Genomic DNA, 14,770 nt, shown 5'->3' on the forward strand with positions numbered 1-14,770 from the left:
ATCGTTTGTCATCCGGTCGCAGATATGGCTATCAGGGGCCTCTTAATACGGCTGGCCGCGGCCAGCAAACGTGCGGCAAATCAGGCGTGAGCAGGGGATCATGAGCAACAAGATGTGGGGCGGCCGGTTCTCGGAACGCCCCGACGAGATCATGGAAGAGATCAACGTCTCCATCGACGTCGATCGTCACCTCTTCGCCCAGGACATTGCCGCGTCCAAGGCCCACGCCGCGATGTTGGCCAATCAGGGCATCATCACGGCTTCTGATGCGAAAAATATCGGCAAGGGTCTAGACACAATCCTGTCAGAGATCGGCAAGGGCGGCTTCGAATTCAAGCGCGCGCTCGAGGACATCCATATGAATGTCGAGAGCCGCCTGTCGGAGCTGATCGGCCCGGCCGCCGGAAGGCTGCACACCGCGCGTTCGCGCAACGACCAGGTCGCCACCGACTTCCGTCTGTTCGTCCGCGACGTCATCGACGAGACCGATGCCGCGCTCGCCGCGTTCCAGCAGGCCCTGGTGGACCGCGCGCTGGAGCACGCCGCAACCGTGATGCCCGGCTTCACGCATCTGCAAACGGCGCAGCCCGTCACGTTCGGCCATCACCTGCTGGCCTATGTCGAGATGGCGGCGCGCGACCGCGGCCGCTTCCAGGACGCCCGCAAGCGCCTGAACGAATCGCCGCTGGGCGCGGCTGCGCTCGCCGGCACCTCGTTCCCGATCGACCGCCATGCCACCGCGAAGGCGCTCCTGTTCGACCGCCCGATGGCGAACTCGCTCGATGCCGTCTCCGACCGCGATTTCGTGCTGGAGACGCTGTCGGCCGCCTCGATCTGCGCCGTGCACATGTCGCGCTTTGCCGAGGAGATCGTGATCTGGACCTCGCCGCTGGTCGGCATGATCCGGCTCAGCGACAAGTTCACCACGGGATCCTCGATCATGCCGCAGAAGCGCAACCCGGATGCCGCCGAGCTGGTGCGCGCCAAGACCGGCCGCGTCATCGGCGCGCTCAACGGCCTCCTGATCGTCATGAAGGGCCTGCCGCTCGCCTATCAAAAGGACATGCAGGAGGACAAGCAGGGCGCCATGGAGGGTTTTGCCGCGCTGTCGCTGGCAATCCGCGCCATGACCGGCATGGTCCGTGATCTCGTTCCGGACGAACCCAAGATGAAGGCGGCCGCGGGCGAGGGCTATGCCACGGCGACCGACCTCGCCGACTGGCTGGTGCGGACGCTGAAGATGCCGTTCCGCGCGGCGCACCACGTCACGGGTCGTATCGTCGCCAAGGCCGCCGAGGGGGGCGTCGCGCTGCACGAGCTGACGCTCAAGGAAATGCAGGCGATCGAGCCCAAAATCACCAAGGACGTGCTCGGTGTGCTGTCGGTCGAATCGTCGGTGAAGAGCCGCACCAGCTTTGGCGGCACCGCGCCGAAGAATGTGACCTCCCAGGCCAAGGCCTGGGCGAAGCGGCTGGAAAAAGAGCAAAAATTGGGCTGAGGGCAAAATTTCGCTTATGTTTCATGGTCATCCGGCTCTCGCCAGAACGCGCCAATCTCTGTATGGTGCGCCGCGCGTAGTGGGGATTTTCGTCGTGACGTCAAAGTTTCGCCCGGCCGGCTCGGGGTGGGCCATCATTGTCTTGAGCCTGACGGCGCTCGCGCTTGCAGGTTGCGGCCGCAAGGGCCCGCTGGATCTGCCGCCGACCGCCTCCAACGCCCCCGCAGCCACCGGCGCCGCACCCGTCGAGCCCGAGACCGCGGCCCAGAAGGCGCCGAGCCTGTTCGAACCCACGGCCAGCGCGGATGCTGCGCCCGCGGCGGCCAAGGGCCGGAAGAAATCGTTTATTCTCGACCCGTTCCTGGACGAACCTCCCGGCAAGAAATAAGCCGGGACAACCGAGCCTGCGCCATGAACCATTTCGACTATCGCAACGGCGTTCTGCACGCCGAGGCGGTGAACCTGTCCGAGCTGGCTGCCACCGTCGGCACGCCGTTCTACTGCTATTCGACCGCAACGCTGGAGCGGCATTACCGCGTCTTCACCGAGGCCTTTGCCGGCGAGAAGGTGCTGGTCTGCTACGCCATGAAGGCGAACTCCAACCAGTCGGTGCTGCGGACGCTGGCCAAGCTCGGCGCCGGCGCCGACGTGGTTTCGGGCGGCGAGCTGAAGCGCGCTTTGGCCGCCGGCATTCCCGCCAGCAAGATCGTCTTCTCCGGCGTCGGCAAGACCGAGGCAGAGCTGCGCGCGGCGCTCGCCGCCGACATCCTCTGCCTCAACGTCGAATCCGAGCCGGAGCTCGAGCTGCTGTCGCGCCTGGCGACCGAGATGGGCAAGACCGCGCGCATCTCGCTCCGCGTCAATCCCGACGTCGATGCCGGCACGCACGCAAAGATCTCCACCGGCAAGTCCGAGAACAAGTTCGGCATCCCGATCGTGCATGCCCGCGAGGTCTATGCGCGCGCGGCGAAGCTGCCCGGAATCAAGGTGACCGGCACCGACGTGCATATCGGCAGCCAGATCACCGACCTGTCCGGCATGGAGACCGCGTTCCGCATCCTCTCCGAATTCGTACAGGAGCTGCGCGGCGACGGCCACGACATCAGCCACGTCGATTTCGGCGGCGGTCTCGGCATTCCCTATTACATGGATCGCGAGGCGCCGCCGGCGCCGGCCGCCTATGCCGCCATGGTCAAGCGCGTCAGCCACAATCTCGGCTGCACGCTGATGTTCGAGCCGGGCCGCATGATCGTCGGCAATGCCGGCATCCTGGTCGCGAAGGTGATCTATGTGAAGCACGGCGACGGCAAGAATTTCGTCATCATCGACGCGGCCATGAACGACCTGATCCGCCCGACACTGTACGAGGCGCATCACGACATCCTGGCGGTGAAGCAGCCGGCCAAGGGCGCCGCCACCATCAAGGCCGATGTCGTCGGCCCGGTCTGCGAGACCGGCGATTATCTCGCCCTCGACCGCACGCTGCCGACGCCCGCGCCCGGCGATCTCCTCGCGATCATGACCGCCGGTGCCTATGGCGCCGTGCAGGCCGGCACCTACAACACCCGGCCGCTGGTGCCCGAGGTGCTGGTGAAGGGCGACCAATACGCCGTGGTGCGCCCGCGCATCGAGGTGGAGCAGCTCATTGCAATGGACACGCCGGCGCCGTGGCTGTGAGGCCGCTACCAAAACCTGCAAAACAACCCCATGCACAGTAGACTGGGGGTTTCGGAATGATGCGTGGCCGTCGGGCAAAACCGCTTGAACTGTCGAGCAGATTCAGCACGACCGCGCTATTTCGCTGAACGTCAGTTTTTTCCACCTACGATCACACCCGCTTTCTTCTCGATCGGCTTGATCGCCGCGGTGAAATCGGACTCGGCGCCTTCGGCGCTGATCACCGTTTCCCACAACCGTCCGACCGCGTCGGCGACCTCCATCGACAGGCCGAGCTGCTTCATCTCCTCCAGCGCCAGCCGCACGTCCTTCACCATCAATCCCGTGGCGAAGCCGAAGTCGAAGGTGCGCGGCAGCACCGCGCGCGGAAACTTGTCGCGGCTCGCGGTGTTCATGCCCGAGCCGGCATTGATGACGTCGATCATCACGGCGGGATCGAGCCCGGCCTTCACGCCCATCACCACGGCTTCCGACGTCGCGACGATCGCGGTCGCCGACAGAAAATTGTTGGCGAGCTTCATGGTCTGCGCCGCGCCCGGCTTCTCGCCGATGAAGAACACCTTTCCGATCACCTCGAGCGCGGGCTTGAGCAGCTCGAACTCGGCTTTCGGGCCCGACACCATCACGGCAAGCGTGCCCTTCTCGGCGCCGCCGACGCCGCCGGAGACGGGACAGTCGATCTGCACGATGCCGCGCTCGGCGAGCAGCCCGTGAATCTTCACAGCCATTGCCGAGCCGACGGTGGAGAGATCGACGAAGCGTTTGGCGCGCCTGCCCTCGATCACGCCGTTCGCTCCCGTTGCGACGTCGAGTGAAGCCTGCAGCGAAGGCAAACTCGCCATGACGGTCTCGGCCTGGTCAGCGACGTCCTTCGGCGACGACGCGGCAAGGGCACCGCGCGCGACCAGCTTGCCGATAACCTCCTTGCGCGTGTCGAATACGACGAGCCTGTGCCCCGCCTCGATCAGCCGCCGCGCCATCGGGAAACCCATGTTTCCGAGCCCGATGAATCCGATGTCCATGGTGTTTCCCTTTGGTTGTTGAAAACGCGCACACCGATGTCGTCCCGGACAAGCGCGCCCTAAAGCGCGCGCCGGTCCGGGACCCATAACCACAACAAGGAGGAATCGTCCCGCAAAGGCGCCGCTCCGAGTCGTCGTAGCAACATCGTCCTGTTGCTATGGGTCCCGGGCTCGCGCTTCGCGCGCCCCGGGACGACAGTTGAGATTGGCGCTGGGTCTCACGCCTTCCCGTCGATCTCTGCGAACACCTCGCGCGCGATGCGGAAGCTGTCGACCGCGGCGGGCATGCCGCCATAGATCGCGACCTGCATCAGGATCTCGCGGATCTCCTCGCGGGTGACGCCGTTGGTCAGCGCGCCCTTCAGGTGCGCGCGAAACTCGTGCTGACGGTTGAGGATCGCGATCATGGCGATGTTGAGCATGCTGCGGGTCTTGCGCGGCAGCTCCTCGCGGCCCCACACCGTGCCCCAGCAATATTCGTTGAGCATCTCCTGGAACGGGCGGTTGAAATCGTCGACGTTCTTCAGGGCGTTGTTGACATAGGCCTCGCCCAGCACAGCTTTGCGGACTTCCAGGCCCTTGTCGTGCATCTTCTTGTCCATGGCGTTTCCTTCGTTTCCCTCGAGATTGGCGCGCGGAAATTACGGGGTTGCACCCGGCCAGTCACGTCCTCGTGTTATGCGGGAAAAGGAGGCGCTCCCGTACGGGAACGGATGCCTCAGTGCTGCCGTTGTGATAGGCTCTGCTCTACCGGGCAACCTGGAGAGTTGATTGAACGGCGTCCCCCCCGAGCCGTCAGACCCGATCCGCAACGGCGATGCGCTGTCGCGGCTGAAGCTGGCGCAGGCCCTTGATCGGGCAACTTATGCCATCGCGTGGGAGCGTGCCTGGCCCAATGCGGCGCGCCTTCTGACCGTCGTCGGCCTGTTCCTGGTGGTGTCCTGGGCCGGCCTCTGGCTGGCGCTGCCGTTCACGGCCAGGGCCGTCGGTCTCGCCCTCTTCGCCGCGATCGCGGCGGCCGCCCTGTTCCCGCTGATTCGCTTCCGCTGGCCGAGCCGCGAAGAAGCGCTCGCCCGGCTCGACCGTGGCTCCGGCATCCGGCACCGCCCGGCCACCACGCTCACGGACACGCTGACCTCACAGGACCCGGTCGCGCAGGCGCTGTGGCAGGCGCAGCGCGAGCGGACGCTTGCCTCCATTAAGCGCATTCGCGCCGGTGTGCCGCACCCGCGACTCGCGCTTCACGACCCGTGGGCGCTCCGGGCTCTGGTCATGGTGATGCTGGTCGCGACCTTCTTTGCCGCGGGTGACGAGCGTGCGATGCGCCTTGGCGCCGCCTTCGACTGGAACGGGGTGCTGGCGCCGGCCAATGTTCGCGTCGATGCCTGGGTCACGCCGCCGCTCTACACGGGTAGGCCGCCGGTCATCCTGTCGGCCGCCAACAAGGAAGCCGCGGCGCTGCCCGCCAGCGGCCCGCTTGCCGTTCCCGCCGGCTCGACGCTGATCGTGCGCTCCTCCGGCGGCAATTTGGATGTCGCCGTCTCCGGCGGCCTCAAGGAGGTCGCCCCGGCCGAAGCCAGCCCCAAGGGGACCAACGAAAGGCATTTCGCGATTTCCGGCGACGGCACCGCGCATGTCCGGGCGCCCTCCGGCCAGCCGCAATGGGCCTTCGCCGCCACGCCGGATCGTCCGCCGACGATCGCGCTCGCGAAGGACCCGGAGCGCCAGGCGCGCGGCGCGCTCCAGCTCTCCTACAAGATCGAGGACGATTACGGCGTCACCGGCGCCGAGGCGAAATTCGCCCCGCGGCCGACCGACGCCAAAGATGGTGCCAAGGATGGCCCCAAGGATGGTCCGAAGGCCGCCGCCGGTGATGGCGACAGCAGGACGGCGCCGCGGCCGCTGTTCCAGCCGCCGAAATTCCCGCTCGCGCTGCCGAATGCGCGCACCCGCAACGGCGTCGGGCAATCCGTGAAGGATCTCAGCGAGGATCCCTATGCCGGCGCCGAGGTCACGCTGACGCTCACGGCCAAGGACGAGGCCGGCAACGAGGCCGCCAGCGAGCCGTTCAACATGCGCCTGCCCGAGCGGCTCTTCACCAAGCCGCTGGCCCGTGCATTGATCGAGCAGCGCCGCATCCTCGCGCTCGACGCCAACAAGAATTCGGACGTCTATGCCGCGCTCGACGGCCTGATGATCGCGCCCGAGATGTTCACGCCGGAGCCGGGACAATATCTCGGCCTGCACAGCGTGGCCCGGCAGCTCGAAGCGGCGCGTACCGACGATGCCCTGCGCGAGGTCGTGGCGAGCCTGTGGGCGCTTGCGGTGACGATCGAGGACGGCAAGATCTCCGACGTCGAGAAGGCGTTGCGCGCGGCCCAGGAGGCGCTGAAGCAGGCGCTGGAGCGCGGCGCGAGCGACGAGGAGATCAAGAAGCTCACGCAGGATCTGCGTCAGGCGCTGAACGATTTCATGCGTCAGCTCGCCGAGCAGTTCCGCAACAACAATGACCCGCAGCAGCTGGCGCGGCCGCTCGATCCGAACACCAAGGTCCTGCGCCAGCAGGATCTGCAGAACATGATCGACCGGATGGAGCGCCTGTCGCGCTCCGGCGACAAGGATGCCGCCAAGCAATTGCTCGACCAGCTCCAGCAGATGCTGGAAGGCCTGCAGATGGCGCAGCCGGGACAGTCCGGCGAGAGCGACATGGAGCAGGCGCTCAATGAGCTCGGCGACATGATCCGCAAGCAGCAGCAATTGCGCGACAAGACGTTCAAGCAGGGCCAGGACTCCCGGCGCGACCGCTCGCGCGGCAAGCAGCAGCAGGGCGATCAGTCCATGTCGGAGCTGCAGCAGGACCAGCAGGGACTGCGCGACCGCCTGAAGAAGCTGCAGGACGAGCTTGCCAAGCGCGGCCTCACCCAGAAGGGGCAGAAGGGTCAGCAGGGCCAGCAGGCACAGAAGGGCCAGAAGGGGCAGCAAGGCGAACAGGGCCAGCCCGGCCAGAACGGCGATCAGGACGGCGACCAGGGCGATGACGGCAGCCTGGACGCAGCCGACGGTGCCATGGGCGATGCCGGATCAAAGCTCGGCGAGGGTAATGCCGACGGCGCCGTGGACTCGCAGGGCAAGGCACTCGACGCCATGCGCAAGGGTGCGCAGAAGATGGCCGAGGCGATGCAGCAGGGCGATGGCGACGGCCAGGGCGACGGCCCCGGCCAGCGTGCCGGCCGGCAGCAGAGCGGCGGCAACCAGACCGATCCGCTCGGCCGGCCGCTGCATGGGCGCGAATATGGCGACGATTATACAGTCAAGATTCCCGGCGAGATCGACACGCAGCGTGTCCGCCGCATTCTCGAAGAGCTCCGCCGCCGTCTCGGCGATCCTTCGCGGCCGCAGATCGAGCTCGACTATCTCGAGCGGCTGCTGAAGGAGTTTTGAGGGACGGCTCAGGTCTCGTAGCCCGGATGAGCGCAGCGACATCCGGGGCAGTGTTCCCGCATATTAGCTGCGCTGATGCGGGCTACGATCGCGCCACAGTTTTCGTCATTGCGAGCGCAGCGAAGCAATCCAGAGTCTTTCCGCGACGGCAGTCTGGATTGCTTCGCTGCGCTCGCAATCACGATATGGGGATACCGCCGACGCTAGCCCTTCTTCGCCGCCAGCGCGTCGGCGACCGCCGTGCGGATATCGGCGACCGAGAACGGCTTGGTCACGACGTCATGCACCAGCGCGTTCAGGTTCGAGGCGCGCTCGCGCTGGTCGGCAAAGCCGGTCATCAGCAGGATGGTCAGGTCGGGAAAATCGCGCGCCGCGGAGAGCGCCAGCGCGATGCCGTCCATCACCGGCATCTGGATGTCGGTGAGCAACAGGTCGAAGGCGCCATCCTCGCGGGTCAGGATCTCCAGCGCCTCTGCGCCGTCCTGGGCGGTGACGGTCTCGTGGCCGTCCATGGCGATGGCGCGCGCCACCAGCGCGCGCATCGAATCCTCGTCGTCGGCGATCAAGATCTTCGGCATGAGACGAACCTTGGTATCAACCTCCCCTGGGGGGCGATTATACGCTGCCGCCGGCAATGTCGCGCCGGTTGAAGAAACGAACGTCGATGTTGCGGCCTTCCGGCGGCGGTGAGGCCAGGCGCGAGCGGAAGAAGGCGCGCTCACCTGGCCGCAGCACGGTCTGCTCCAGCACCGCATTCCAGGCATAGATCTCCGCGCCCTGGGCGTCGCGCACGGCAAAACGCAGCCGCGGAATGTCGAGCGGCTTCTTGCCCTCGCCGACGATGACGCCCTCGATCACCAACACCTGTTTACCGTCCACGGTCTCGCTGGAGAGCTTGACGTCCTTGAAGGCGAGACCCCGCAAGTTCACCTCGAGCCCGACCATCTTGTAGAACGCTGCCGTCTGCGGCAGCAGCCGCACCACGTCGCCGCGCCAGAGCACCAGTGCCAGCACCAGCGCGCCCATCGCGGCGCAGGCGGTCGGCAGGCCAAGATAGGATTTGCGCGGAGCTGTGGTGGCGACCGGGCGGCTCACCCGCGCGCCGCGGCGGGGGAACAGGCTGCGGAACCAGGACTGGTGTTGCGCGCCGACGGCCTCCTCTTCGGCCTGCCGGGCCGCTGCCGACCATTCGTCCTCGGTCTCGCGGGTCTCCTCATCCGGCCAGTCGCTGGCGATCGAGGGACTATCGACGACCGGCGTATCAGTGGCGCCGTCGTCCTTGGCATAGGAGTTCCATTGTTCGGCGAGGTCGGACTGGTCGTCGGCTCGGCTGGCCGCGGCCATGGCCGGAACGGACGCCTCTTCGATGGCATCCTCGGCGTGGGCGATCCAGGTCTCCTTGCAGCGGGAGCAGCGGACCGCCCGCCCGTTCGCCCCAAGGCTCGCGAGCTTGATGGCGTAGGATGTCATACAATGGGGGCAGACGATATGCATGGACGAGCCTTGATGCATGAACGAAGGTCTTGACGATGCCACGGTCGCGGAGACCGGGCGCCCCTTATGCTACTGGGCGACCGTTAACGAACCGGAAACCATAACGGCGGCAAAACCCGTTGATCGCGTATGGCGGAGCGCCGCAAGGCGGCCCGCGCCTCCTCTCGAACGGAGCTGAGCTTGGTTCGGTTCGAAAATGTCGGATTGCGTTACGGTCTGGGGCCGGAGATTTTGCGCGACCTCACCTTCCAGATCCCCGCGCATTCCTTCCAGTTTCTCACCGGACCGTCCGGCGCCGGCAAGACGTCGCTGCTGCGCCTGTTGTTCCTGTCGCATCGACCGACGCGGGGCCTCGTCAATCTGTTCGGCCACGACATCTCGCAGCTCGGCAAGGACGAGATCGCAGACCTGCGCAAGCGCATCGGCATCGTACTCCAGGATTTTCGCCTGCTCGATCACATGACGACCTATGAGAACGTCGCGCTGCCATTCCGCGTCATGGGCCGCAGCGAGTCGAGCTACCGCAAGGAGGTGATCGATCTGTTGCGCTGGGTCGGCCTCGGCGACCGCATGGACGCGCTGCCGCCGATCCTGTCAGGCGGCGAGAAGCAGCGCGCCGCGATCGCGCGCGCCGTGATCTCGCGGCCGCAGCTGCTGCTCGCGGACGAGCCGACCGGCAGCGTCGATCCGACGCTCGGCCGCCGCCTGCTGCGACTCTTCATCGAGCTCAACAAATCAGGCACCGCCGTCATCATCGCGACCCACGACATCGGCCTGATGGACCAGTACGAGGCGCGGCGCCTGGTGCTGCACCAGGGACGGCTGCACGTCTATGAGTAGGCTGGACGAGCGCGGCGTGCTGGTCGATCTCGGGCAGGAGCGTCCGCAGCTTCCGGCCAAGGCGCGCAACATGTCGCCGATCGTGCCGCGCGCCTCGATCCACGGCAGAGCGCTGCTCGCGGTGGTCGCCATCATGACGTTCCTCGCCTCGATGGCCACGGGCACGGTGCTGCTGGTGAGTGCCTCCGCCGCCGAATGGCAATCGGATGTCGCGAGCGAAATCACCATCCAGATTCGTCCGCAGGCCGGCCGCGATCTCGATCGCGACACCGCCGCCGTGGCGGAAGCGATGCGCACGCAAGCCGGTATCGTCGAGGTCAAGCCGTTCACCAGGGACGAGAGCGGCAAGCTGCTCGAGCCCTGGCTCGGCACCGGCCTGTCGATGGACGATCTGCCGGTGCCGCGCATGATCATCGCGCGCGTGCAGCCGGGCACGCCGCTCGATCTCGGCGCCTTGCGCGCGCGCGTGGCGCAGGTCGCCCCTAGCGCCAGCGTCGACGATCACCGCGCCTGGATCGAGCGCATGCGCCTGATGACGAACGCCACCGTGCTGGCCGGCCTCGGCATCCTCGCGCTCGTCATCGTCGCAACCATCATCTCGGTGTCGTTCGCGACGCGCGGCGCAATGGCGGCGAACCGTCCGATCGTCGAGGTCCTGCATTTCGTTGGCGCCGGCGACCGCTACATCGCCAACCACTTCCTGCGTCATTTCCTCAGGCTGGGCCTGGAGGGCGGCGTGATCGGCGGCGGTGCCGCCATGCTGATGTTCGGCTTCTCCGAGTCCATCGCAGGCTGGTTTTCCGGGACTCCCGTCGGCGACCAGTTCGCCGCGCTGCTCGGCACCTTCTCGCTGCGCCCCTCCGGCTACATCGTGCTCGCGGTTCAGGCCGTCCTGATCGGCGCCATTACCGCAGTCGCCTCGCGCCAAACGCTGTTCGCGACATTGAACGATGTTGATTGAGTTTCTTTTCTTCCCTTCTCCCCTTGTGGGAGAAGGTGGCGCGAAGCGCCGGATGAGGGGTTCTGTCCACGCGTACAAATGTCGAGGTGAATGCGCGGAGAGAACCCCTCACCCGTCTCGCCGCTTTCGCCATAGCCGATGCAAAGCATCGGCGTTCTTAAGAACGGCGGCCGGCGGCCGCCTATGCGACCCTCTCCCACAAGGGGAGAGGGTGAAGAAACCGGACTCCACTTCGCCTCAAAACGTCATAAAATCAGATCGGGAAGGGATCACCGACATCGCATGAGCTCGCCGACCGACGATCGATCGCCGAAAATGCCGCGCGGCTGGCTGCGCGCGGCAATCGTGTCGACGATCGCGCTCGCCTTCGTCGGCGCGGCGGCGGGCTTCATTGCGTTCCTGGCGCAATTGCGCGGGGCCGAGAAAGTACCCGATCGCAAGGCGGACGGCATCGTGGTCCTGACCGGCGGCTCCTCGCGGGTATCGGACGCGATGGAGCTGCTGGCTGCCGGCTACGGCAGGCGGCTCCTGATTTCCGGCGTGCATCCGACCTCGACGGCGAACGACATCTCCCGCACCTTGCCGGAGAATCAGTCCTTCATGACCTGTTGCGTCGACCTCGACCGCACCGCGCTCACGACCCGCGGCAACGCGGCGGAGGCGCGGCGCTGGGCCGAGGGACGCCGATTTACGTCTCTGATCGTGGTCACCTCGAACTATCACATGCCGCGCGCGCTGGTGGAATTCTCGCATGCGATGCCGCGGACGACGCTGATCCCGTTCGCGGTGGTCGGCGAAAAATGGCGCGAGGAGCCGTGGTGGATCTCAGGCTCGACGCTGCGGCTGCTCCTGTCCGAATACGTCAAGTACGTTGCGGCCGAGCTCAGGGTGCGGCTGGAGGATTTCGGGATTGACCTTTGGCCTGAGATGTCGGAGCAGCCTGCAGGTCAGCAACCGAAGCGGCCAGCCACCGCGCAGGCCAATTGATCGGACCATCGATGTTCCTGATTTTCCTGCGATCGCTCGTGTTCAACGTGCTGTTCTACGCCGTGCTGGTCTGTCTGGCGATCGTTGCGCTGCCGACCTTTGCATTGCCGCCGCGCGCCATGCTGACGGTGGCGCAATGGTGGGCCAAGGCCACGCTGGTCCTGATGCGCCTGGTCTGCAACATCAAGGTGGAATTCCGCGGGGTGGAGAAGATCCCGACAGGACCGCTGCTGATCGTGGCCAAGCATCAGTCGTTCTGGGAGACTTTCGTGCTGCCGGGCTTTTTCAATCGCCCGATCTTCATCCTCAAGCGCCAGCTGATGCAGATCCCGGTGTTCGGCCAGTTCCTGGTCAAGACCGGGATGATCGCGATCGACCGCAATGCCGGCGTGAAGGCGCTGCTCGATATGACGCGGCGCGCGCGCGAGGCGGTGCGCAGTGGAAAGCAGCTCGTGATCTTTCCGGAAGGCACGCGCCGTGCGCCGGGCGCGCCGCCCGATTACAAGACCGGTTTTGCGCAGATCTATTCCTCCTGCGGCGTGCCGTGCCTGCCGATCGCGCTCAATTCCGGCCTGTTCTGGCCGCGCCGCACCTTCATGCGCTACCCGGGCACGCTGGTGGTCGAGTTTCTCGAACCGTTGCCGCCGGGCCTGCCGAAGGACGAGTTTCTCGCACGCGTGCAAGCGGCGATCGAGGACGCGACCGCCCGGCTCGTCGAAGCAGGACGGAAGGAGCAGGAGCAGTTGATCGGCTCGGCGCCGAGCTACGCGCCGACCGGCTAAAGCGCGATGAGATTGGGATGAATCTTCATCGCGCTCTAGGTTGTTGTTTACGCATGATCTTTCCGGAAAACCGCTTCGCACTTTTCCGGGTCATGCTTTAGCGGCTCTCCCGATCCTGGTCCCGAGCCGCCGCGTGCAGGGAATGCGCATCACCGTGCAGCATCAATGCAAGCTGATGCAGCTGCGTGTCGCGAAAGCCTTCGGCCTCGATCGCCTTCACCGTCGCGGTGACGTAGTCGCGGTTGGCGCCGGACTGGCCGTGGCCCTGGACGACATGGCGGTGCTGCTCGGCGAGCGAGAGGCGGCCGGCATATTGCACATGACCGCGGTCGACGACGTAGGCGAGCGCGGCGACGCGCTGGCGTGCATCGTTCTCCAGCCACACCGAGCGCATCACCTCGCGATAGACCGAGGTGACCTGCTCGCGTGCGCGCAAATAGGCGACCACTTCGGCACGGTTCTTCTCGGCGACACGGAAGGCGATGCCGCGGCAGGCGCCGCCGCGGTCTAGTCCGAGCACCAGGCCCGGCTTCTCCGGCGTGCCGCGATGCACGAAGGAATAGACGCAGAGCGCGCGATGCTCGCCGACCAGCCGCGCCGGGACGCGCTCCTCGAAATCGAAGCCCGGCCGCCACATCAGCGAGCCGTAGCCGAACACCCAGAGGTCGCCTTTGGCTGTGGTGACGGAGGGGAGGGTGATTTCGGACATTTCGGGGACGGCTACCAGAACCCTGCGCCCAAGCGAAGCGATTTCTGCGCCTTTCGTCGCAGGCCCGCCCCGCTTACATTTGCCTGAATCTGGCGTCAAAGGGTCGCCGCATGTCCAATATGACCGTTGCCACTGGCCGCCGCTCCCGCTGGGGCCTTTTCATCGCCCCCGTTCTCGTCCTGGTCCTCGCCGTCGGCTGGACCTGCTTCTGGTTCTATGCGGCGTGGCAGGCCGAAATCGTCGCCGACGCCTGGCGAGCGCAGGAGGCCAAGGCCGGCCGCATCTATGATTGTGCCAAGCGCTCGATCGCCGGCTTCCCGTTCCGCTTCGAGGTCCAGTGCTCCGGCGCCAGCGTCGCCCTGGTCTCGCAGAACGCGAGCAAGACGCCGTTCACGGCCAAGCTCGACAACATCCTGGTCGTGGCCCAGGTCTACGACCCCAAGCGCATCATCGCCGAATTCGCAGCGCCCGCCACGCTGATCGACGGCATTACGCAAAACACCTTCACCGTGAATTGGAGCAAGGGCCGCGCCAGTGTGGCGGGTCTGCCGGCTGTGCCGGATCGCGCTTCCATCGTGTTCGACGACCCCAGCCTCAACCGTCTCGATGGCAGCGTGCAGGTGCCGCTTGCGCGCGCCAAGCAGGTCGAGCTGCACGGGCGCCTTGCCGATGGCTCGCCGGCCGATCATCCGGTGATCGAGACCGTGCTCCATGTCGCGCAGGGCAGCATCCAGGGCGTGCATCCGCTGCTCGCCGAGCCGTTCGAGGCGGACACCCGCGCCAAGATCACCGGCCTCTCCGACCTCACGCCCAAACCGTGGCCGCAGCGCTTCCGCGAGATCCAGGCCGCCGGCGGTCACATCGAGATCGTGCAGTCGCGCATTCAGCAGGGCGAGATGATCGCGGTCGCGGCCGGCACGCTCGGCCTGTCGCCCAACGGCCGGCTCGACGGCGAATTGCAGATGACGGTGACCGGCCTCGAGCGCGTGATCCCGGCGCTCGGCATCGAGAAGATGCTGGAGGAGGGCGTGCCGCAGGCCACGCTGGACCGCGTTGCGCCGGGCGTGAAGTCGCAGGACCTCAACAATCTGTTCGGCGCGCTCGACCGCGCCGTGCCGGGCCTCGGCAAGGTCATCAAGCAGAACGCCAATGCCGGCGTTGCCGCCGGCATCAATTCGATCGGTACCGAGAGCACGCTGGAAGGCAAGAAAGCGCGGAGCTTCCCGCTAAAATTCGTCGACGGTGCCGTGCTGCTCGGCCCGGTCAAGGTCGGCCAGATCCCGCCGCTGTATTAGTTGGCTCCCGTAGCCCGGATGGAGCGCAGCGCAATCCGGGGTTCTTGATCACAGCTGGCACTGT

At 66.2% G+C, this 14,770-nt stretch carries 14 protein-coding genes; 9 read left to right on the forward strand and 5 right to left on the reverse strand.

Annotation, left to right across the window (positions count from 1 at the left end):
- Positions 1-100 precede the first annotated feature (100 nt).
- The 3 genes from argH to lysA all read left to right on the forward strand — a co-directional run bounded on the left by argH (position 101) and on the right by lysA (position 3,175).
- Complete coding sequence (gene argH / locus I6F33_RS01320; RefSeq protein WP_225140778.1) at positions 101-1,498, forward strand: argininosuccinate lyase; 1,398 nt, start codon at positions 101-103, stop codon at positions 1,496-1,498.
- Between the two features lie 94 nt (positions 1,499-1,592).
- Positions 1,593-1,886, forward strand: coding sequence for a lipoprotein (locus I6F33_RS01325; protein WP_225140779.1), 294 nt, complete (start codon positions 1,593-1,595; stop codon positions 1,884-1,886).
- A 23-nt stretch (positions 1,887-1,909) separates the two neighbouring features.
- Positions 1,910-3,175 carry a diaminopimelate decarboxylase gene (gene lysA / locus I6F33_RS01330; protein WP_225140780.1) on the forward strand — a complete coding sequence of 422 codons (1,266 nt, stop codon included), beginning with the start codon at positions 1,910-1,912 and terminating at the stop codon, positions 3,173-3,175.
- A gap of 131 nt (positions 3,176-3,306) precedes the next feature.
- Here the strand turns inward: lysA and I6F33_RS01335 are convergent, their stop codons facing one another.
- The gene (locus tag I6F33_RS01335) at positions 3,307-4,197 is read right to left on the reverse strand and encodes an NAD(P)-dependent oxidoreductase (protein WP_109142248.1); all 891 of its coding nucleotides are present in this window, start codon (positions 4,195-4,197) and stop codon (positions 3,307-3,309) included.
- A gap of 218 nt (positions 4,198-4,415) precedes the next feature.
- Positions 4,416-4,799: a carboxymuconolactone decarboxylase family protein gene (locus I6F33_RS01340; protein ID WP_028134137.1), complete on the reverse strand. Its 384-nt coding sequence runs from the start codon at positions 4,797-4,799 to the stop codon at positions 4,416-4,418.
- Positions 4,800-4,968: 169 nt separating this feature from the next.
- Between I6F33_RS01340 and I6F33_RS01345 the strand changes: the two genes are divergently transcribed.
- A complete protein-coding gene (locus tag I6F33_RS01345) occupies positions 4,969-7,638 on the forward strand; it encodes a TIGR02302 family protein (protein ID WP_225140781.1) in 2,670 nt (889 codons plus the stop codon).
- A 203-nt stretch (positions 7,639-7,841) separates the two neighbouring features.
- Here I6F33_RS01345 and I6F33_RS01350 read toward each other — a convergent pair whose 3' ends face one another.
- On the reverse strand, positions 7,842-8,216 hold the full coding sequence (locus I6F33_RS01350) for a response regulator (RefSeq protein WP_035996894.1): 375 nt from the start codon (positions 8,214-8,216) through the stop codon (positions 7,842-7,844).
- 37 nt (positions 8,217-8,253) lie between these two features.
- Positions 8,254-9,132 (reverse strand): MJ0042-type zinc finger domain-containing protein, encoded by an 879-nt coding sequence (locus tag I6F33_RS01355; protein WP_225128574.1) that lies wholly within the window; start codon positions 9,130-9,132, stop codon positions 8,254-8,256.
- Between the two features lie 180 nt (positions 9,133-9,312).
- Between I6F33_RS01355 and ftsE the strand changes: the two genes are divergently transcribed.
- From ftsE to I6F33_RS01375, 4 genes are all read left to right on the forward strand, one after another.
- Positions 9,313-9,972 (forward strand): cell division ATP-binding protein FtsE, encoded by a 660-nt coding sequence (gene ftsE / locus I6F33_RS01360; RefSeq protein WP_057028593.1) that lies wholly within the window; start codon positions 9,313-9,315, stop codon positions 9,970-9,972.
- Positions 9,965-10,933, forward strand: a complete 969-nt coding sequence (locus I6F33_RS01365) for an ABC transporter permease (protein WP_035996909.1) — start codon at positions 9,965-9,967, stop codon at positions 10,931-10,933. Before ftsE ends, I6F33_RS01365 begins: the two co-directional genes overlap by 8 nt.
- Before the next feature lie 282 nt (positions 10,934-11,215).
- Positions 11,216-11,920, forward strand: a complete 705-nt coding sequence (locus I6F33_RS01370) for a YdcF family protein (protein WP_225140782.1) — start codon at positions 11,216-11,218, stop codon at positions 11,918-11,920.
- An 11-nt stretch (positions 11,921-11,931) separates the two neighbouring features.
- Positions 11,932-12,702 carry a 1-acyl-sn-glycerol-3-phosphate acyltransferase gene (locus I6F33_RS01375; protein ID WP_225134267.1) on the forward strand — a complete coding sequence of 257 codons (771 nt, stop codon included), beginning with the start codon at positions 11,932-11,934 and terminating at the stop codon, positions 12,700-12,702.
- A gap of 97 nt (positions 12,703-12,799) precedes the next feature.
- Here I6F33_RS01375 and I6F33_RS01380 read toward each other — a convergent pair whose 3' ends face one another.
- Positions 12,800-13,411, reverse strand: coding sequence for a gamma-glutamylcyclotransferase (locus tag I6F33_RS01380; RefSeq protein WP_109142250.1), 612 nt, complete (start codon positions 13,409-13,411; stop codon positions 12,800-12,802).
- Between the two features lie 110 nt (positions 13,412-13,521).
- Between I6F33_RS01380 and I6F33_RS01385 the strand changes: the two genes are divergently transcribed.
- Positions 13,522-14,706: a DUF2125 domain-containing protein gene (locus I6F33_RS01385; protein WP_036020798.1), complete on the forward strand. Its 1,185-nt coding sequence runs from the start codon at positions 13,522-13,524 to the stop codon at positions 14,704-14,706.
- Positions 14,707-14,770: the final 64 nt, after the last annotated feature.

Source organism: Bradyrhizobium sp. BRP20, assembly GCF_020194215.1.
Classification (GTDB): domain Bacteria; phylum Pseudomonadota; class Alphaproteobacteria; order Rhizobiales; family Xanthobacteraceae; genus Bradyrhizobium; species Bradyrhizobium yuanmingense.